At 71.4% G+C, this 18,123-nt stretch carries 17 protein-coding genes; 12 read left to right on the top strand and 5 right to left on the bottom strand.

The annotated features are described in order from the left end of the window. The first annotated feature begins 42 nt into the window (after positions 1–42). The 3 genes from glgC (at position 43) to PV963_RS39765 (ending at position 4,432) form a co-directional block, all read left to right on the top strand. Positions 43–1,263 (top strand): glucose-1-phosphate adenylyltransferase, encoded by a 1,221-nt coding sequence (glgC, locus tag PV963_RS39755; RefSeq protein ID WP_274821289.1) that lies wholly within the window; start codon positions 43–45, stop codon positions 1,261–1,263. 217 nt (positions 1,264–1,480) lie between these two features. Then, positions 1,481–2,824 (top strand): wax ester/triacylglycerol synthase family O-acyltransferase, encoded by a 1,344-nt coding sequence (locus tag PV963_RS39760; protein ID WP_274821290.1) that lies wholly within the window; start codon positions 1,481–1,483, stop codon positions 2,822–2,824. A 105-nt stretch (positions 2,825–2,929) separates the two neighbouring features. Next, positions 2,930–4,432: an SDR family NAD(P)-dependent oxidoreductase gene (locus PV963_RS39765; RefSeq protein ID WP_274821291.1), complete on the top strand. Its 1,503-nt coding sequence runs from the start codon at positions 2,930–2,932 to the stop codon at positions 4,430–4,432. Positions 4,433–4,518: 86 nt separating this feature from the next. Here PV963_RS39765 and PV963_RS39770 read toward each other — a convergent pair whose 3' ends face one another. Then, a complete protein-coding gene (locus tag PV963_RS39770; protein WP_274821292.1) occupies positions 4,519–4,971 on the bottom strand; it encodes a hypothetical protein in 453 nt (150 codons plus the stop codon). Between the two features lie 452 nt (positions 4,972–5,423). Between PV963_RS39770 and PV963_RS39775 the strand changes: the two genes are divergently transcribed. Genes PV963_RS39775 through PV963_RS39785 form a run of 3 tightly spaced genes read left to right on the top strand, consistent with a single transcriptional unit; the run spans position 5,424 to position 6,417 of the window. Further along, positions 5,424–5,597 (top strand): hypothetical protein, encoded by a 174-nt coding sequence (locus PV963_RS39775; protein WP_274821293.1) that lies wholly within the window; start codon positions 5,424–5,426, stop codon positions 5,595–5,597. 56 nt (positions 5,598–5,653) lie between these two features. Continuing rightward, the gene (locus tag PV963_RS39780; RefSeq protein ID WP_274821294.1) at positions 5,654–6,136 is read left to right on the top strand and encodes a GNAT family N-acetyltransferase; all 483 of its coding nucleotides are present in this window, start codon (positions 5,654–5,656) and stop codon (positions 6,134–6,136) included. Positions 6,137–6,192: 56 nt separating this feature from the next. After that, positions 6,193–6,417 carry a hypothetical protein gene (locus PV963_RS39785; RefSeq protein ID WP_274821295.1) on the top strand — a complete coding sequence of 75 codons (225 nt, stop codon included), beginning with the start codon at positions 6,193–6,195 and terminating at the stop codon, positions 6,415–6,417. Here the strand turns inward: PV963_RS39785 and PV963_RS39790 are convergent. Both PV963_RS39790 and PV963_RS39795 read right to left on the bottom strand, forming a co-directional pair. Continuing rightward, complete coding sequence (locus PV963_RS39790) at positions 6,389–6,808, bottom strand: VOC family protein (RefSeq protein ID WP_274821296.1); 420 nt, start codon at positions 6,806–6,808, stop codon at positions 6,389–6,391. The two genes, PV963_RS39785 and PV963_RS39790, sit on opposite strands and share 29 nt — an antisense overlap. A gap of 210 nt (positions 6,809–7,018) precedes the next feature. Beyond that, entirely contained in the window at positions 7,019–8,362 is a 1,344-nt protein-coding gene (locus tag PV963_RS39795) for an amidase (protein ID WP_274821297.1), read from the bottom strand. 223 nt (positions 8,363–8,585) lie between these two features. Between PV963_RS39795 and PV963_RS39800 the strand changes: the two genes are divergently transcribed. Together PV963_RS39800 and PV963_RS39805 are read left to right on the top strand one after the other, a co-directional pair. Further along, the gene (locus tag PV963_RS39800; protein ID WP_274821298.1) at positions 8,586–10,430 is read left to right on the top strand and encodes a family 20 glycosylhydrolase; all 1,845 of its coding nucleotides are present in this window, start codon (positions 8,586–8,588) and stop codon (positions 10,428–10,430) included. Between the two features lie 12 nt (positions 10,431–10,442). Then, positions 10,443–11,978: an alpha-L-fucosidase gene (locus tag PV963_RS39805; protein WP_274821299.1), complete on the top strand. Its 1,536-nt coding sequence runs from the start codon at positions 10,443–10,445 to the stop codon at positions 11,976–11,978. A 5-nt stretch (positions 11,979–11,983) separates the two neighbouring features. Here the strand turns inward: PV963_RS39805 and PV963_RS39810 are convergent, their stop codons facing one another. Then, positions 11,984–13,009, bottom strand: coding sequence for an alpha/beta hydrolase family protein (locus PV963_RS39810; protein ID WP_274821300.1), 1,026 nt, complete (start codon positions 13,007–13,009; stop codon positions 11,984–11,986). Positions 13,010–13,159: 150 nt separating this feature from the next. On the opposite strand from PV963_RS39810, the gene PV963_RS39815 reads away from it, so the two are divergent. After that, entirely contained in the window at positions 13,160–13,633 is a 474-nt protein-coding gene (locus PV963_RS39815; RefSeq protein WP_274821301.1) for a carboxymuconolactone decarboxylase family protein, read from the top strand. A gap of 30 nt (positions 13,634–13,663) precedes the next feature. Here PV963_RS39815 and PV963_RS39820 read toward each other — a convergent pair whose 3' ends face one another. Then, complete coding sequence (locus tag PV963_RS39820) at positions 13,664–14,368, bottom strand: FadR/GntR family transcriptional regulator (RefSeq protein ID WP_274821302.1); 705 nt, start codon at positions 14,366–14,368, stop codon at positions 13,664–13,666. A gap of 166 nt (positions 14,369–14,534) precedes the next feature. Here PV963_RS39820 and PV963_RS39825 point away from each other — a divergent pair, with 166 nt between their 5' ends. From PV963_RS39825 to PV963_RS39835, 3 genes are read left to right on the top strand one after another with little or no spacing between them, the layout of a single operon-like run. Further along, on the top strand, positions 14,535–15,605 hold the full coding sequence (locus tag PV963_RS39825) for a sugar ABC transporter substrate-binding protein (RefSeq protein WP_274821303.1): 1,071 nt from the start codon (positions 14,535–14,537) through the stop codon (positions 15,603–15,605). After that, positions 15,602–17,092 carry a sugar ABC transporter ATP-binding protein gene (locus PV963_RS39830; protein ID WP_274821304.1) on the top strand — a complete coding sequence of 497 codons (1,491 nt, stop codon included), beginning with the start codon at positions 15,602–15,604 and terminating at the stop codon, positions 17,090–17,092. Before PV963_RS39825 ends, PV963_RS39830 begins: the two co-directional genes overlap by 4 nt. Further along, positions 17,085–18,113 (top strand): ABC transporter permease, encoded by a 1,029-nt coding sequence (locus PV963_RS39835; protein ID WP_274821305.1) that lies wholly within the window; start codon positions 17,085–17,087, stop codon positions 18,111–18,113. The genes PV963_RS39830 and PV963_RS39835 overlap by 8 nt, the downstream gene beginning before the upstream one ends. Positions 18,114–18,123 lie beyond the last annotated feature (10 nt).

An 18,123-nucleotide genomic window follows, 5' to 3' on the forward strand; every position in this document is an offset into this window, starting at 1 on the left:
CTCAGGGGCAGGCATCGGGAAATCGGCGTGAGGGGAGCGGCCATGCGTCGTGGTGGTCCTTCGGTACTGGGAATCGTGCTGGCCGGCGGAGAGGGCAAACGTCTGATGCCCCTCACCGCGGACCGCGCGAAACCCGCTGTCACCTTCGGCGGCACCTACCGCCTGGTCGACTTCGTCCTGTCCAACCTCGTGAACGCCGACGTGCTGCGCATCTGCGTCCTGACGCAGTACAAGTCGCACTCGCTGGACCGGCACATCACCACCACCTGGCGGATGTCCAGCCTGCTCGGCAACTACGTCACACCCGTGCCCGCCCAGCAGCGCCTCGGCCCCCGCTGGTACCTGGGCAGCGCCGACGCGATCCTGCAGTCGCTGAACCTGATCTACGACGAGCGCCCCGAGTACGTCGCCGTCTTCGGCGCCGACCACGTCTACCGCATGGACCCCCGCCAGATGCTCGCCCAGCACATCGACAGCGGAGCGGGCGTCACGGTGGCCGGTATCCGGGTGCCGCGCAGCGAGTCCTCGGCGTTCGGCGTGATCACGCCGGGCTCGGACGGCCAGACGGTGGAGCGCTTCCTGGAGAAGCCGGCGGACCCGCCCGGCCTGGCCGACGATCCCGAGATGGTCTTCGCCTCCATGGGCAACTACATCTTCACCACGAAGGCCCTCATCGAGGCGCTCCAGCGGGACTCGGAGGACGAGCACTCCGTGCACGACATGGGCGGCTCGATCCTGCCCCAGCTCACCGACCGGGGCGAGGCCGCGCTGTACGACTTCAGCGCCAACCACGTGCCCGGCGAGACCACCCGCGACCAGGGCTACTGGCGGGACGTCGGCACGCTGGACGCCTACTACGAGGCCCATATGGACCTGATCGCCGAGCGCCCGGCCTTCAACCTGTTCAACCGCAGCTGGCCCATCTACACGCACTCGTACCAGCTCTCGCCGGCCCGCTTCAACGCCGGGGGCATCGCCAGCGAGTCCATCATCAGCGCCGGCTGTCTCATCCGCGGTCAGGTCACGCGGTCCGTGCTGTCGCCGGGTGTGGTGGTCGACCCGGGGGCCGTCGTGCAGGGGTCGGTGCTGCACGACAACGTGCACATCGGCCGGGGCGCGGTGGTGCGCGGCGCCGTCCTCGACAAGAACGTCGAGGTGCCGCCGGGCGCGACGATCGGCGTCAACCCGGAGCGCGACGCCGAGCTGTACACGGTGTCCAAGGGCGGCGTCATCGCCCTCGGGAAGGGACAGCTGGTCACCTGACGAGAGCGGCCGCGATGACGCCTCCCGGGTGACTCCCACGGGGTGCCCGGCGCCGCAACCTGTGCTGAACTGGCCACACATGCACCATAAGTCCCGCCCCTTTCGTCGGGGCGGGACTTAATCTGCTGTTAACTGTACGTAGCCTGATCGTACTTGACCGTAATCGGCTGGGGGCGATTGACTGCTGGCCCACCCGTCGTCGACGCGAGGCAAGCCCTTGACTGCTGACCTGCTCGCTCCTCTCGACCTGGCGTTCTGGAACATCGAGTCCGCGGACCACCCGATGCACCTCGGCGCGCTCGGGATCTTCTCCTCCCACTCGCCCGCCGCGGGCGCCCACGCGGCCGACCTGCTCGCGGCCCGCGCCGCCGGCGTGCCCGGACTGCGGATGCGGATCCGCAACGTGTGGCAGCCGCTGCCCGCCGCGCTGCGCCGGCCCCTCGCCTTCGGCGGCGCGGCCCGCGAATCGGACCCGGACTTCGATGCCCTGAACCACGTGCGGCTGCACGCGCCGACCGCCGACTTCCACACGGTCGCGGGCCGGCTCATGGGACGGCCGCTGGAGCGTGGCCGGCCGCCGTGGGAGGCCCATGTGCTGCCCGGCGAGGACGGGGTCTCCTTCGCGGTGCTGTTCAAGTTCCACCACGCCCTGGCCGACGGGCTGCGGGCGCTGACCCTCGCCGCGGGCGTCATGGACCCGATGGACATGCCCGCGCCCCGGCCCCGCCCCGCCGAGCCCCCGCGCGGTCTGCTGCCGGACGTGCGCGAGCTGCCCGGGATGGTGCGCGGCGCCCTGTCCGACGTGGGCCGGGCCCTGGACATCGGCGCCTCCGTCGCCCGCTCCTCCCTCGACGTGCGCTCCACCCCCGCGCTCACCTGCGAGCCGAGCGGCACCCGCCGCACCGCCGGAGTGCTGCTCGACCTCGACGACGTGCACCGCGTCCGCAAGACCGTCGGCGGCACCGTCAACGACGTCCTGATCGCGGTCGTCGCGGGCGCGCTGCGCCGCTGGCTCGACGAGCGCGGCGACGGCAGCGAGGACGTCGCGCCCCGCGCCCTGATCCCCGTCTCCAAGCGCCGCCCGCGCACCGCGTACCCGCAGGGCAACCGGCTCTCCGGTTACCTGATACGGCTTCCGGTGGACGACCCGGACCCGCTGGCCCGCCTCGCCTGGGTCCGCACCGCCATGGACCGCAACAAGGACGCCGGCCCCAACCGGGGCGCGGGCGCAGTCGCCCTGCTCGCCGACCACGTCCCGGCCCTCGCCCACCGGCTGGGCGGACCGCTGGTCGGCCAGGCGGCCCGGCTCTGGTTCGACATCCTGGTCACCAGCGTGCCCCTGCCCAGCCTCGGCCTGAAGCTCGGCGGCAACCCGCTCACCGCCGTCTTCCCGTTCGCCCCGCTCGCCCCCGGCCACTCCGTGGCGGTGGCGGTCTCGACGTACCGGGGGAGCGTCCACTACGGCCTCGTCGCCGACGGCACGGCCGTGCCGGACCTCGACCGGCTCGCGGCGGCCGTCTCGGAGGAGGTGCGCACTCTGATCACGGCCTGCCGGTCCTGAAGCGCGCGGGTTTGGCGGTCCGGCCCGCCGCTGGCGTAAAATTCGCCCTTCGAAAGCGGGCGCGACCGGCGCGCCACCACGGCAGAGCAGGGAACGACAGCGGCGATGACGGTGACAGAGGACGGCCCGCAGGCCATGGACGAGGCGAGCGGGCTCTCGTACGGACCCGGCATCGACCCGGAGCGGCTGGCCGTCTGCCTCAGCGTGCTCGAGGAACTCGACAAGCTGGAGATCGACCACCCGGACGCCGTCGCCGTGCGCCGGGCCACCGCGGGCGTCTACCGCACGGTCAAGCAGCGCCGCCGCCAGGAGCGCCGGGCCGCCAAGACCGCCCACGACAAGGCGGTCACGGAGGCCACGGCGACCGGCTCCGCCCAGCGCATCGACGACGAGACCGAGGGCCTGCTGCCGTCGTCGGCCACCGAGGAGGGCAGGATCGCGGGGATACTCCAGCGCCCGCGCTCCTGCTACACCTGCAAGACCCGGTACGTGGAAGTCGACTACTTCTACCACCAGCTCTGTCCCGACTGCGCCGCCATGAACCGCGCCAAGCGCGACGTCCGTGCCGACCTCAGCGGCAAGCGCGCCCTGCTCACCGGTGGCCGAGCCAAGATCGGCATGTACATCGCGCTCCGGCTGCTGCGCGACGGTGCGCACACCACGATCACCACGCGCTTCCCGAAGGACGCCATCCGCCGCTTCAAGGCGATGGACGACTCGGCGGACTGGATCCACCGCCTGGAGGTCGTCGGCATCGACCTGCGCGACCCGGCCCAGGCCGTGGCCCTCGCGGAGCAGGTCGCCGAGGCGGGCCCGCTCGACATCCTCGTCAACAACGCGACCCAGACCGTGCGCCGGCTGCCCTCCGCCTACGCCGCGCTGGTCGAGGGCGAGAGCGCCCCGCTGCCCGCCGGTGAGCTCCCCGCCCACCACGTCATCGGCGCCTTCAACTCCGGCGCGGTCGACGGCCTGGCCGCGCTGCCCCTGGGCACCAGTGGCCTCGACGCCCAGCAGGTCGCCGACCTCGCCCTGGTCGCGGGCAACGCCAGCGTCGAGCGGCACCTCGACGGCACGGCGATCGACGCGGGCGGCCTTGTCCCGGACGTCGTGGACAGCAACACCTGGGTGCAGACCATCGAGCAGATCTCACCGGTGGAGCTGCTGGAGACCCAGCTGTGCAACTACACGGCGCCGTTCATCCTGATCAGCCGGCTCCGCCCGGTCATGGCCGAGGCCGCGAGGAAGGCGGCGAGCTCACGCGCGTACGTCGTGAACGTCTCCGCGATGGAGGGCGTCTTCGGCCGCGGCTACAAGGGTGCGGGACATCCGAACACGAACGCCGCCAAGGCCGCCATGAACATGGTGACGCGGACCAGCGCGCAGGAGATGTTCCAGACCGACGGGATTCTGATGACCTCGGTCGACACGGGATGGATCACGGACGAGCGGCCTCACTACGACAAGCTGCGGCTCGCGGAGGCCGGGTTCCATGCGCCGCTGGACCTGGTCGACGGGGCGGCCCGGGTGTACGACCCGATCGTGCGGGGCGAGGCGGGGGAGGACCTCTACGGGGTCTTTCTGAAGGACTACGCGCCGGGGAAGTGGTAGGGGTTCTGGCCGCGGCTTGAGCGCGGCTTGCCGCGCCCGGGCCGTACGACGGCGATGTCGTCGACGGACCGTCTCATCACCGTCCGTCAGTCGACAGCCCCGAGGTGGCGGGAGTTGCGGGCCGCCAGCAGTTCCAGCACCGTGCGCCAGTCCTCCAGGACCCCGGCGTCGAAGCCGGCCGTGCGGCCCTCCTCGGTCGCCTGGCGCAGGGCGAGGAGGTCGTCGTCGGCCGGGGCGTCCGGGCAGGGACAGCGACGCACGAGGTGGGAGACCCGCTCGCCGAGCAGGGCACGCACCGCGTCGGCGGCGTGGTCCGCGCGCCCGGCCGGGTCGCCGGGCCACAGCAGCCCGCCGACGGGCTGCACCAGCCCCGCCACTTGCAGCTCCTTGTCGGCCGGGCGGCCCCGGCGCAGCAGCGCGGCGGTCCGCAGCGCGTGATCGTGCAGGTCGACCGGTGGGCGGTCGCGGTCCGGGGCGACCCCGGTGCCCCGGCAGGCGTACAGCAGATCCATCAGCTCCTCGACGCTGCGCAGCTCCATGCGTCAGTCCTCCTGCGAGACAGCCGTTGCCGTACGGCAGCAGACCATGGCGAGCTTGCGACTCAGCCAACGGCACTTGAACTGCGCAACCGTCTGGAAACCGCCGGTGCGGGCTTACACCGTTCGAGTGATCCATAAAACGCCCTTCCTGTGGCAAATCGGCGCGTAAACCCGAGCTGAACACAGGATGACGCGCGATCGTTACCGCCAGTTTTCAGCCCCATCGAGCGGGGGGCCGCTCATTTGGTTAATCTGGGGCGGACGGACAGCAGGACGGGACCCACACCCACGGTCCGTCATGGGACAAGCCCGTACACCACGGCCTGCGCGCCCGGGAGTTACCGGCGCCACCGCGTCCGAACTGTATTTGGCATCAGACCCGAGCGGGCGGCAGGCGCAGAGCAGGACCGGCGCACACGTCCCGAGGGTGACCGACACATAAGGAGTGCGCGGTGACACCGGAGAAGACGAATCGCGAGCAACGCCCCAAGGAACGCACCGAGCGACAGGGCCACCGGTCCGACGAGCTCGGCAGCCTCGACGTGTGGGCCCGGTCGGCCCCGATCCGCCTCGCGGGCTACGAGGAGGACCTCGCCGAGCCCCACATCCTGCCCAGCGTCGACTGACCGGGCGTCTGCCCCTCAGCGATCGTCGAACGCATGGGCGTGTCAGACTCACGTCCATGCTGATCAGGGAAGCAACGGCTGACGACTGGCCGCGCATCTGGCCGTTCTGGCACCGCATCGTCGCCGCGGGCGAGACCTACGCATGGGACCCGGGCACCTCCGAGGACGAGGCCCGGGTCCTGTGGATGAATCCGGCGAAAACCGTCTACGTCGTCGAGGACGACCGCGGCACTGTCGTCGCCTCCGCCTACCTCACCCCCAACTACGGCGGCCCCGCCGCCCGCATCGCCAACGCCGGCTTCATGGTCGACCCGGACGAGGGCGGCCGGGGCTACGGCCGTGCCCTCGCCGAACACCTCCTGACCGAGGCCAGGGCCGCCGGCTACCGGGGCATGGTGTTCAACGCCGTCGTCGAGACCAACCCGGCCGTGAAGCTGTGGACTTCCCTCGGCTTCACGATCCTCGGCACGGTCCCCGACGCGTTCGAGCACCCCCGGCACGGCGTGGTGGGACTGCACGTCATGTACCGGGGGCTCTAGATCTAATACTGACGGACGTTATTGACAGGTGGGTCTCCCGTCCTTAGGAGACCCGCATGACTGAACGCGAGCTCGCACGCCTCGGCGGCGGAACCGTGGAGGGCTGCCCCGAGGACGCCGAGGGCCGGACGGTCTCCGCGTCGTTCCTGTACACCGGCACGGTGACCCTGTTCGAGAGCCACGGCTTCGAGCGGATCCGGCGCCTCGCCAAGCATCACTGGGTGGTCGGCAGCACCATCCCCCGGGCGGCCGTCAGGGACGGACGTACGGCCGGGTCATGATCTCCATGTTGTGGCCGTCCGGGTCGTCGAAATAGGCGCCGCGTCCGCCGAAGAGGTCGTTGATCCGGCCGGGCTCGGTGTGGCTCGGGTCGGCGAAGTAGGTCACCCCCAGCGCCTCCAGCCGGGCGATCATGGTGTCGAACTGCTCCTCGGGCACGAGGAACGCGTAGTGCTGCGGCTGGATCGGCTCGTCGGTCTTCTCGTAGTAGTCGAGGGTCACGCCGTTGCCCAGGTCGACGGGCAGGAAGGGCCCGAAGGGGGCGCCGACCTTCAGGCCCAGGACCGCCGCCAGGAACTCCGCCGACAGTTGGCGGTGCGAGGCGTAGACGACGGTGTGGTCGAGGCGGGCGACGGTGGCCGGCGGTTCGGGTGCGTGCTGTGCGTGGGACATGAGTCTGAATCGTCTCCGGGTTCCGGGATCCGTGGTGAAGCGCCGCAGTGGCGCGAGGGGATGAGGAAACACGGAGACGGGAGGCGGGGCTCGTGCCCTCTCCGGCTCTCGGGCGGGCCCGGGCGGGGTCACCCCCGCCGCGCTCACTCCGAGGCCGGGCGCCTCACTCGTGTATGGCCTACGGCCGACCCGGCAGTCACCCGGCCGACTCTAGTTCATCGGCGCCGTACGCCGCCACGGATTACGGTCCTCCAACTGCTGGGCCAGTTCCAGGAGTTGGTACTCCGTGCCGGGGCGTCCCACCAGTTGCACCGCACAGGGGGCGCCGGAGGGGAGGGTTCCGCAGGGGACCGACATGGCGGGCCAGCCGGTCAGGTTCCACAGGGGCGTCAGGGGCGAGTAGTTCGTGTTCGCCAGGACGTTGCTCAGCCAGCCCCGCTCATGCCAAGGCGCGGCCTTCGGGGAGCGCCGGGCGAGCGCGGGCGTGAGCAGCACGTCGTACTCGGCGAAGAACGGCTCCAGGCGCCGGCGCAGCCGCTCCCGGGCCGTCCCGGAGCGCACCCTGCCCAGGAAGGGCCGGCCGAGTCTCGCGTGGACCCGGGTGCGCCGGGTCAGCAGACGTGCGTCGAGGTGCCGGGCGTCCGCGGCGGTGCCCGCAGTCCAGTGGGCCAGTGAGGTCGTGGCGAGCGACATCGGGTAGGGCGGGTCGGCGCGCCGGATCTGATGGCCCGCTTTCATCAGCACCCCGGCCGCCTCCCGCGCGGCCGCCGTGTACGGGCGGCTGATGGTGACGCCGGCCAGCGGACTGCGCAGCGACACGGCGACCCTGAGGGGGCCGGGCTCACAGCGGAGGGCCGGTTCGTCGCCCGCGAGCACCGACAGCATCAGACGGGCGTCCTCGACGGTCGTGGCGAGCGGTCCGTTCTCCGACAAGCCGAACCAGTCGCTGTCCCCGACACCCGTCGGGACCACTCCGTGTCCCGGCTTGATGGTGACGAGGCCGCAGTTGGCGGCCGGTATGCGCAGGGAGCCCATGCCGTCGTTGCCGAGTGCGATCGGCACCATCCCGGCGGCGACCGCGGCGGCGCTGCCGCCCGACGAACCGCCCGCCGAGCGCGTCGGGTCCCAGGGGTTGCGGGCGGTGCCCAGCACGCCGTCCGTCGTGCCGAAGACACACAGCTCGGGCACGTTCGTCAGCCCCACGACGACCGCGCCCGCCGCCCGCAGCCGGGCCACCGTCACATGGTCCTGCGCCGCAGGGGTGTCCGGGGTCGCGGCCGAGCCGACGCGGGTGGACTCGCCGCGCACGGCGAGGTTGTCCTTGACGGCCAGGGGCACCCCGGCCAGGGGCAGACGGTCGAAGTCGCCGCGTGCGGCCACCTCGTCGGCCTCGGTCAGCGCCGCCTCGGCGCGCACCGTGCGGAAGGCCCCGACACGGCCGTCGAGCCGCCCGATCCGGTCGAGGTGCTCGGCGACCACCTCGCGCGGGGTGACCCGCTTCTCGCGTACGGCGGCGGATATCTCGGCGGCGGTGCGGCCGGCCCAGGTGGTCACAGATGCTCCTCGGCGTGCGGGGACGGGCTTACTGGCGAGTACGTAGGGAGAACTGTGCACCGGCCGGGGGCGCACGTCGAGGCCCTCGGCAGATCAATGCGCCTTGGTGCGCCCCGTGCGCCCCCGGACATCCGATCAATGGCTCAACTTCGGTGCCTGCATGCCCCATTGACAGGTGTCGACGCCAGCTCAATGATCAGACATCCGATGAATGGGGAGTCGTATGACTGAGCGCAGAGGACGGCGGGTGCGGTGGCCCGGAGTCGTGGCGGCGCTGGCCTTGCTCGTCACGGCGGCCCCGGCTGTCGCACGCGAGGAGCCACGGACACCGGTCACCGTGCCCGCCCTCGCCGACTGGTCTCCGGAACCCGGCAGTTACGCCTACGGCCGGGACACCCGGCTCGTGGCCGGCACCGGAACCGAACGCCGGGTCGCCGGCACCCTCGCCGCCGACCTCCGGGCGGCCGGCCACGGCACGGTCCCCGTCGTCGGAGGCGGCGCCCGGGCCGGTGACATCGTTATCGACATCCGGCCCGGCAGGACCTCGCTGGGCCCGGAGGGCTACGAACTCCACGCCGGGCGGCGGCTGTCGGTGACCGGCGCGACCGAGACCGGCGCCTTCCACGGCACCCGGACCCTCCTCCAGCTCCTCGCGCAGGGCGATCGCGTCCCCGCAGGACGCACCGTCGACGTGCCGCGCTACCGGGAACGGGGCGTCGGCGTCTGCGCCTGCTACATCCACGTCTCGCTGCCCTGGCTGGAGAACCTGGTGCGCGAGATGGCGTACCACAAGCTCAACCAGCTGCTCCTCGAACTGAAGGTGAAGAGCGACGCCCACCCCGAGGCCAACACTTGGGGCTACTACACCAAGGACGAGATCCGCCGGCTGGTCGCCCTCGGCGAGAAGTACCACGTCGAGATCATCCCTGAGATCAACTCGCCCGGTCACATGGACCCGTGGATCGAGAACCGCCCCGACCTGCAGCTCACCGACACGGACGGCACCAGGCAGCCGGCCCGGCTGGACATCACGCGCCCCGAGGCCTTCGCCTACTACACGAGCCTGATGGACGAGTACGCCGAGGTCTTCACCGCGCGCGACTGGCACATGGGGGCCGACGAGTACATGCTCGGCTCCGACTTCGCCAAGTACCCGCAGGTGCTGAGGTACGCGCGGGAGAGATACGGCCCGAACGCCACACCCCAGGACGCGTTCGTCGACTTCGTCAACCGCGTCCACGCCCACGCGGCGGGCAAGGGCAAGCGGCTGCGCATCTGGAACGACGGGCTCACCGGCGCCAACACCGTGCCGGTCGCGGCCGGTACGACGGTCGAGCACTGGCTGAACGTGGCGGTCAAGCCGAGCGAACTCAGCGCCGGGGGCTATCCGTTGATGAACGCGGCGTACGCGCTCTACCTCGTCCGCGGCGGCTTCCACACCGACACCGAGGCGCTCTACGACCAGAGCTGGGACCCGCGCAGCTTCGAGGGCGAGAGGCTCACCTCCGCCGACGGCATCACCGGCGCGAAGATCAGCCTCTGGCCCGACAACGGCCGCGGGGAGACCGAGAACGAGGTCGCCGTCGCCCTGTGGCCCGCCCTGCGGCACATCGCGCAGGCCACCTGGGGCGACCCGCATCCCGACGCCACGTACGCAGAGTTCACCGCGCGCGGGGCCGAGGTGGGGCACGCGCCCGGCCGGTGGGACCCGGCCCGGGTGCCGGTCGCGGACGGGACGTACACGTTGCGGACGCCCGGCCGGTCGTTCACCGCCGCCGTCCGGCGCACCGCCGACGGCTACGCCACCCTGCGGACCCGGGACGGCTGCCTGGAGGTGCGGGGCGGGAAGCTCACGCTCAACGTGCCCCTGCAGCCCGGCGTCGAGGTGACCCCGCAGGCCTGCGATCCCGCCGGCACCCTCCAGCGCTGGGAGCTGGAGCGGGCCCGAGGCGGCGGCTACCGGCTCGTCAACGCGATCACGCAGATGACGGTGAGCGTGACGGACGACGGCCGGCTCGCGCAGTACCCGCCCGACCAGCGCACCCCAGCCGTCTGGCACCTGACCTGAGGAGTCATCGCCATGGCCGTTTCCCGACGCGTCGTCCTCGCCTCCGCCACCGTCCTCGCCGCCTCCGCCGGCATGGCGGCACCAGCACTCGCGGTTTCCGAGGACTCACGTCAGCGCATCCCCGTCAGCCCCGACGACACCCGGGAGGACCTGGTCCGCAAGGCCTCCCGGGTACGCCCCACCGCCCGGCAGCTCGCCTGGCAGCGCCTGGAGCGCACCGCGTTCCTGCACTTCGGTGTGAACACCTTCACCGGTCTGGAATGGGGCACGGGCGACGAGGACCCGGACGTCTTCCAGCCGGCCGGCCTCGACACCGACCAGTGGGCCCGCGCCCTGCGCGACGGCGGTTTCAAGCTCGCCATCCTCACCGTCAAGCACCATGACGGCTTCGTCCTCTACCCCTCCCGCTACACCGGCCACACCGTGGCGTCGAGCAGCTGGCGCGCCGGCCGGGGCGACGTCCTGCGCGACTTCGCCGACTCCATGCGGCGGCACGGCATCAAGGTCGGCGTCTACATCTCACCCGCCGACGAGAACCAGTACCTGCACGGCGTGTACGCCAACGGCAGCGCCCGCTCCCCGCGCACCGTGCCCACGCCCGTCGACGGCGACGACCGCACACCCTCCCGCTCGTACACGCTCCCCGCCACCGACTACGGCGCCCACATGCTCAACCAGCTCTACGAGGTGCTCACCGAGTACGGGCCGGTCGACGAGGTGTGGTTCGACGGGGCGCAGGGGCACATCCCGCCGGACAAGGTCGAGAAGTACGACTGGGACAGCTGGTACGCCCTGGTGCGGTCGCTCGCCCCGGACGCCGTCGTCGCCGTGACCGGGCCGGACGTGCGGTGGGTCGGCAACGAGGCCGGACCGGCCCGCGAGGACGAGTGGAGCGTCGTCCCCGTACAGCAGAAGGACTACGGGCGGACCGACTACGCCCTCTCCTACGACGCCCCCGACATGGGCAGCCGGGACGCGCTGGTCGCGGCCCGGCCGGTGGCCGACCACCTCCAGTGGTGGCCCGCCGAGTGCGACGTGTCGATCCGGGACGGCTGGTTCTACCACGCCGACCAGCAGCCGAAGAGCATCGAGCAGTTGACGGACATCTACTTCCGGTCCGTCGGCCGGAACTCCGTACTGCTGCTCAACGTCCCGCCGGACACCGACGGGTTGTTGCCGGCCGCCGATGTGACGCGGCTGCGGGAGTTCCGCGAGCGGATCGAACGGGAGCTGCCCGAGGACCTGGCGCTCGGGGCGCGGTCCGGCACTTCGCCGACCGGGATGACCGTCGACCTCGGCGTCACGCGTGAGGTGGACCGGGTCCGGCTGGCGGAGGACATCCGGTACGGCCAGCAGGTGGAGAGTTTCGTGGTCGAGGCGTACCGCGACGGCGGCTGGGAGGAGGTGGCCCGGGCGGGGGTGATCGGCGCGAGCCGGATCCTGCTGCTGCCCGACGCCGTACGGGCCCGGCGGTGGCGGGTCCGGGCGACCGGGGCGCGAGGCCCCGTACGGATCGCTGGGTTCGGCCTGTACCGGTCCCGGGTCTGAGCGGCTCAGCGCAGGTGGCGTGCGAAGAAGGCCTCGGTGAGGTCCATCGAGGCCGGCCACCGCGGCCCGAAGGTGTGTTCCTCGCCGGCGTGGGTGCGCAGTTCGACGTCCTTGCCCGCCTTCTCGAACGCGCCGGCGACCTGCCGTGACCAGGTCAGGGGGCAGGTGTCGTCCGCCGTGCCGTGCTGGATCAGCAGGGGTTCGGTGACCCGGTCGACGTACGTCAGGGGCGACACCGCGCGCCAGAAGGCCGGGTTCTCCTCGGGCGTGCCGTGCTTCTCCTCGATCTGGGCCACGACGGGATCGCCGTCGGGCCGCTGGAAGTGGTCGATGTTCTCCTCCGGGCGGGCGCTCACCGGCGCGTACACCACCGCGGCGTCGAACAGGCCGGGCGCCACGACCAGCGTGTTGTACACGACCCCGCCGCCCATCGACCGGCCGAACAGGCCGATCCGGTCGCCGTCGATCTCCGGGCGCCCGGAGTCGCGCAGGGCCAGGGCGGCGCCGATGACGTCTTCGGTGTAGCCGAGGCGCAGGTTCACGTCGTTGTAGGGGTCGTCGTCGGAGCGGGCGTGGTTGCGGTAGTCGGTGTGCAGCACGACGTAGCCGCTGCGGGCCAGGCGGTCCTGTTCCCGGGGCATGCCCTGGCCGCTGACGTAGACGTCCGGGTCGATGTACCCGTGCGCCAGCACGAGCGCCGGGAACGGGCCCTTGCCCTCCGGGATGTTCATGATCCCCGAGATGGTCAGACCGTTCGCCTCGTAGGTGACGGCGTTGCGGGTGTAGGCGGAGGTCCGGTCGAGCACCGCGCCGAGGCGCAGGCCGGAGCCGGTGTGCTTGCGCTGCATCAGGGCCGGGAGGGAGACGGGGTCGGTCGGGGTGGGGGAGGGCGTCGCGCGAGGTCTCTCGCTCGTGGCCCGGGTCGATGCCGGAGAGGTCCCGGTCGCGCTTTCGTCCCCACCGCCGGTACAGCCGATCGCCACGGCCAGCAGCATTCCGGCGGTGACGCAGGCTGTGCCTCGTAGCCGCATACGGCTCATTGTCACCGTTTCGTCCACCTGGAGGAACTCGGCTGGGGCATCGCGACAGCGGGAGACGCAGGTCACATTCCTCGATGTCACATCGGGCCGGGCCCCTGACTCATAAGGGCGTAAGCATCGACAACGACAGAGGAGCCCACCATGAGCGCGCGTCTGGACGTCTTCGCCATCCCGAGCGCCGGCAAGGTCATCAAGCAGTTCATGTCCCTGGGGCGGCTGGTCGTGGACTCACCGCTGCCGGCCGCGACCCGGGAGCTGGTCTCGCTCCGCGTGAGCCAGATCAACGGCTGCGCGGTGTGCATCGACATGCACACCAAGGAGGCCGCGGCGGCCGGTGAGACTTCCGTACGGATCAACCTCGTCGCCGCCTGGCGGGAGGCCACGGTGTACACCGAGGCCGAGCGTGCCGCGCTGGAGCTGGCCGAGCAGGCCACCCGTATCGCGGACGGCGCCGGCGGGGTGCCGGACGAGGTGTGGGAGCGGGCCGCCGAGCACTACGACGAGGAGCAGCTCGTCGCCCTGGTGACCCTGATCGCCTTCATGAACACGGCGAACCGGCTGAACGTCGTCCTTCAGCAGCCGGCGGGCGACTACCAGCCCGGTCAGTTCAAGTAGCGGCGGCACCTCGGGCCCTGGTGGCTGTTCCTAGGGCCCGAGCTGTGCTCGTAGCCACTCCTCCACCTCGCCCACGTGCGCGGCCGCCGCCGCGCGGGCCGCCTCCGGGTCGTGGGCGGCCAGGGCGCGGTGGATCGCGGCGTGTTCGCGGCGGGTGCGGGCGAAGGCGCCCTCCTCCTGGTAGCCGCGCCAGACACGGGCGCGGAACGTCCGCGACGACAGGCCCTCCAGGATCGCCGCCATGGTCTCGTTGCCCGCGGCCACCGCGATCTCCCGGTGGAAGGCCAGGTCGTGGGCGAGGATCTCCTCCGGATCGTCCGTGGCGTTCATCGCCGCCAGGTGCCTCTCGACCTCGGCCAGCTGGTCCGCGGTGATCCGGGCGGCGGCCAGCGCCGTCGCCGTGGACTCCAGGACCCGCCGGATCTCCAGCAGCTCCACCAGACGCGGGCCGCGCGACAGGTCCGCCACGACGCCGAAGGTCTCCAGCAGGTCGCCGGCCTCCAGCTGCGTGACGTAGATGCCCGACCCGTGCCGGGCCTCCAGCACGCCCAGCACCGTCAGCGCGCGGATCGCCTCCCGCATCGAGCTGCGGGAGATGCCGAGCTGGGCGGCCAGGTCACGTTCGGTCGGCAGCCGCTGGCCCGGCTCCAGCCGGCCCTCGCCGATCATCGCCTTGATCCGCTCGATGGCGCGCTGCGTCACGGTGCCCTTCTGCGGGGCTGTCTCGTCGTCCACGCCATTCCTCCGATCACCGGCTGCGGCGCAGTCTAATCGGCGAGGTGGTCGGACCACTATGCGCCAGAAGCGCGGAAAACCGGCGCAGCAGGGTGTTCTGGCGAGGGAGTGGTCTGATAAGTATGCGGGCATCTGCTGGAACACCGGTCGATGGGAGCGCCCTCGGATGCCCGGAAGCACACTGCGCAAGCGGAACAGGTCCCGGATCGTCGGCACGGTGGCGCTGGCCGCCGGCGCCTGTCTCGTGCTCGCCGCCTGCGGCAGCACCAAGGACACCGGCGCCTCCGGTGCCGGCGGCGACGGCAGCGGCAAGGTCGGGGTTGTCCTGCCCCTGCTGACCTCGCCGTTCTGGCAGTCGTACAACGACTACGTGCCCAAGATGGCGAAGTCCGAGGGCGTGGACGCGATGAAGACCGTCAACTCCAACAGCGACCCCTCGCAGCAGATCACCGACATCAACAACCAGCTCAACCAGGGCGTCAAGGGCCTGGTCGTCGCCCCGCTGGACAGCGCCGCCATCGAGGCGGGCCTCGACCAGGCCGAGCGCAAGGGCGTGCCGGTCGTCGCGGTGGACGTCGCGCCCGACAAGGGCAAGGTCGCCATGGTGGTCCGGGCGAACAACGTGGCGTACGGCGAGAAGGCCTGCCAGTACCTCGGCGAGCACATCACCTCGGGCAAGGTCGTGCAGATCATGGGCGACCTCGCTTCGGTCAACGGCCGCGACCGCTCCGAGGCGTTCCGCGCGTGTGTGAAGAAGAACTTCCCGAAGCTGAAGGTCCTGGAGGTCCCCGCCAAGTGGGAGTCCGACACGGCGGCGTCCAAGCTCGACACCCTTCTCAACGCCAACCCCGACATCAAGGGCATCTACATGCAGGCGGGCGGCGTCTACCTCGCGCCCACCCTCCAGACCCTCAAATCCAAGGGAATGCTGAAGAAGGCCGGGCAGCCGGGCCACATCACCATCGTCTCCAACGACGGCATCCCGCAGGAGTTCGACGCGATCCGCAAGGGCGAGATCGACGCGACCGTCTCCCAGCCCGCCGACGCCTACGCCAAGTACGGCATGTACTACATCAAGGCGGCGATGCAGGGGAAGACGTTCGAGCCGGGCCCGACGGACCACGACTCGACCATCGTCAAGCTGCCCAGCGGCATCCTGGAGGACCAACTGCCCGCCCCGCTGGTGACGAAGGACAACGTCGACGACCCCAAGCTCTGGGGCAACACGGTCGAATGAGCACCCCACTGGCTGAAGCGCGGGGCGTCGTCAAGCGGTACGGCCCCACCACCGCCCTCGCCGACGGACAACTGACCGTGCTGCCGGGCGAGTCGCACGCCCTCGTCGGACGCAACGGCGCCGGAAAGTCGACCCTCGTCAGGATCCTCACCGGCCTGGAAGCCCCCGACGAGGGCACCGTCCGCTTCGACGGCGACCCCGCGCCCCCGCTCACCGACCGCGACGCCTGGCGCCGCAAGGTCGCCTGCGTCTACCAGCACCCGACGGTCGTCCCCGAACTGACCGTCGCCGAGAACCTGTTCATCAACCGGCAGCCGCGCAGGCGGGGGTTCATCAGCTGGCGCCGCCTGCAGACCGAGGCGGCCCGGCTCCTCGACACCTGGGACGTGCGCGTCGACCCCGGCGCCCGCACCGCCGACCTCAAGGTCGAGGACCGGCAGATGGTGGAGATCGCCCGGGCCCTCAGCTTCGGCGCCCGCTTCATCATCCTCGACGAACCCACCGCCCAGCTCGACAACCGCGAGATCGAGCGGCTGTTCACGCGCATGCGCGCCCTCCAGGACTCGGGCGTCACCTTCCTGTTCATCTCGCACCACCTCCAGGAGGTCTACGAAATCTGCCAGACCGTCACGGTCCTGCGCGACGCCCGCTGGATCACCACGGCCCCGGTCGCCGACCTGCCCCGCCAGGCCCTGGTGGAGGCCATGGCGGGGGAGACGATCGCCGAACAGGCCGAGCGGCGAAGGACCCTCCCGGACGCCGGGCCCGTCCTCCTCGACGTCCGCGGACTCACCTCGCCGGCGTACGAGAACGTCGACCTCACCGTCCGCCGCGGTGAGGTCGTCGGACTCGCCGGATCCAGCGCCAGCGGCAAGACCGAGCTCGCCGAGTCGGTCACCGGACTGCACACCCCCACCAGCGGGACGGCCCGTATCGACGGTGCTCCGCTGCCGTTCGGTGACGTCCAGGCCGCGCTGAAGGCCGGCGTCGGCTTCGTCCCCCGTGACCGGCACGACGAGGGGCTGGTCTTCGGCATGTCCATCGGCGACAACGCCACCCTCAGCGTCCTGGACCGGCTCGGCCGCTTCGGCTTCGTCGGCACCGACCGCAAGCGCGGTGTCGCCACGGCGCTGATCGAACGCCTCGACATCCACGCTCAGGGCCCCGACCAGCCCGTCTCGGACCTGTCCGGCGGCAACGCGCAGAAGGTCGTCATGGCCCGCGCTCTCGCCTCCGACCCACGGCTCCTCGTCCTCGTCAACCCGACTGCGGGCGTCGACGTGAAGTCCAAGGAGTCCCTGCTCGCCCGGATGGACAGCGCCCGCGAGGACGGCACCGCCGTGCTCGTCGTCTCCGACGAACTCGACGACCTCAGGCGCTGCGACCGGGTCCTCGTCCTCTTCCACGGCCGTGTCGTCGCCGAGCACCCGGCGGGCTGGCGCGACCACGAGCTCATCGCCTCCATCGAAGGAGTGGACCATGGCTGAGACCAAGACGGCCCCGCCGCTCGCGCCCGCGCGCGCCACCGACCCGCGCGCCGCCAAGGCCGTCCTGCTCCGCCGCGCCCGCGAACTCGCCCTCGTGCCCGCGCTGTTGCTGCTCCTGGTGCTAGGCGCGGTGGTGAACGACTCGTTCCTCACCGAGCGCAACATCGTCTCGATCCTCGGCGCCTCCGCCGCCCTCGCGATGGTCGTGCTCGCCGAGTCCCTCGTGCTCATCACGGGCAAGTTCGACCTGTCCCTGGAATCGGTCGTCGGCATCGCCCCCGCCGTGGGAGCCCTGCTGGTCCTGCCCGCCGCCCAGTCCGGCTGGGGCACCGAACTCCCGGCGGCATTCGCCCTGTTGGCGGTCCTCGTCGCGGGCGCGGCCGTCGGCGCCTTCAACGGCGTCCTGGTCGTGAAGTTCAAACTCAACGCGTTCATCGTGACGCTCGCGATGCTGATCGTGCTGCGCGGCCTTCTGGTCGGCGCGACCAAGGGCAAGACCCTGTTCGGGATGCCCGACAGCTTCTACTCGCTGGCGACCACCACCTTCCTCACCGTCCCGCTGTCCGTGTGGCTCGCCGCGATCGCCTTCGCCGTGGCCGGGCAGGTCCTGAAGTACCACCGCGTCGGACGCGCCCTGTACGCCATCGGCGGCAACGCGGACGCGGCCCGGGCGGCGGGCATCCGCGTGGAGCGCGTCATGCTCGGCGTGTTCGTCGTCGCGGGCGTCCTCGCCGCCGTCGGCGGCATCATGCAGACCGGATACGTCGGCGCGATCAGCGCCAACCAGGGCCAGAACATGATCTTCACGGTGTTCGCGGCAGCGGTGATCGGCGGCATCGCCCTCGACGGCGGCAAGGGCACCATGTTCGGCGCCCTGACCGGCGTACTCCTTCTGGGCGTCGTGCAGAACCTGCTCACCCTCGCCCAGGTGCCGTCGTTCTGGATCCAGGCCATCTACGGCGGGATCATCCTGGTCGCCCTCATGATCGCCCGGGTCACCACGGGCCGCGCCCAGGACTGACCCGCCCGCC

It is taken from the genome of Streptomyces coeruleorubidus (genome assembly GCF_028885415.1).
GTDB lineage: Bacteria > Actinomycetota > Actinomycetes > Streptomycetales > Streptomycetaceae > Streptomyces > Streptomyces coeruleorubidus_A.

Coding starts and splice junctions, on each gene's coding strand:
- PV963_RS39810 (WP_274821300.1), bottom strand. CDS start 13,009: ATGCGGCTACGAGGCACAGCCTGCGTCACCGCCGGAATGCTGCTGGCC.
- PV963_RS39770 (WP_274821292.1), bottom strand. CDS start 4,971: ATGGAGCTGCGCAGCGTCGAGGAGCTGATGGATCTGCTGTACGCCTGC.
- PV963_RS39805 (WP_274821299.1), top strand. CDS start 10,443: ATGGCCGTTTCCCGACGCGTCGTCCTCGCCTCCGCCACCGTCCTCGCC.
- PV963_RS39815 (WP_274821301.1), top strand. CDS start 13,160: ATGAGCGCGCGTCTGGACGTCTTCGCCATCCCGAGCGCCGGCAAGGTC.
- PV963_RS39765 (WP_274821291.1), top strand. CDS start 2,930: ATGACGGTGACAGAGGACGGCCCGCAGGCCATGGACGAGGCGAGCGGG.
- PV963_RS39835 (WP_274821305.1), top strand. CDS start 17,085: ATGGCTGAGACCAAGACGGCCCCGCCGCTCGCGCCCGCGCGCGCCACC.
- PV963_RS39785 (WP_274821295.1), top strand. CDS start 6,193: ATGACTGAACGCGAGCTCGCACGCCTCGGCGGCGGAACCGTGGAGGGC.
- PV963_RS39780 (WP_274821294.1), top strand. CDS start 5,654: ATGCTGATCAGGGAAGCAACGGCTGACGACTGGCCGCGCATCTGGCCG.
- PV963_RS39830 (WP_274821304.1), top strand. CDS start 15,602: ATGAGCACCCCACTGGCTGAAGCGCGGGGCGTCGTCAAGCGGTACGGC.
- glgC (WP_274821289.1), top strand. CDS start 43: ATGCGTCGTGGTGGTCCTTCGGTACTGGGAATCGTGCTGGCCGGCGGA.
- PV963_RS39800 (WP_274821298.1), top strand. CDS start 8,586: ATGACTGAGCGCAGAGGACGGCGGGTGCGGTGGCCCGGAGTCGTGGCG.
- PV963_RS39790 (WP_274821296.1), bottom strand. CDS start 6,808: ATGTCCCACGCACAGCACGCACCCGAACCGCCGGCCACCGTCGCCCGC.
- PV963_RS39825 (WP_274821303.1), top strand. CDS start 14,535: ATGCCCGGAAGCACACTGCGCAAGCGGAACAGGTCCCGGATCGTCGGC.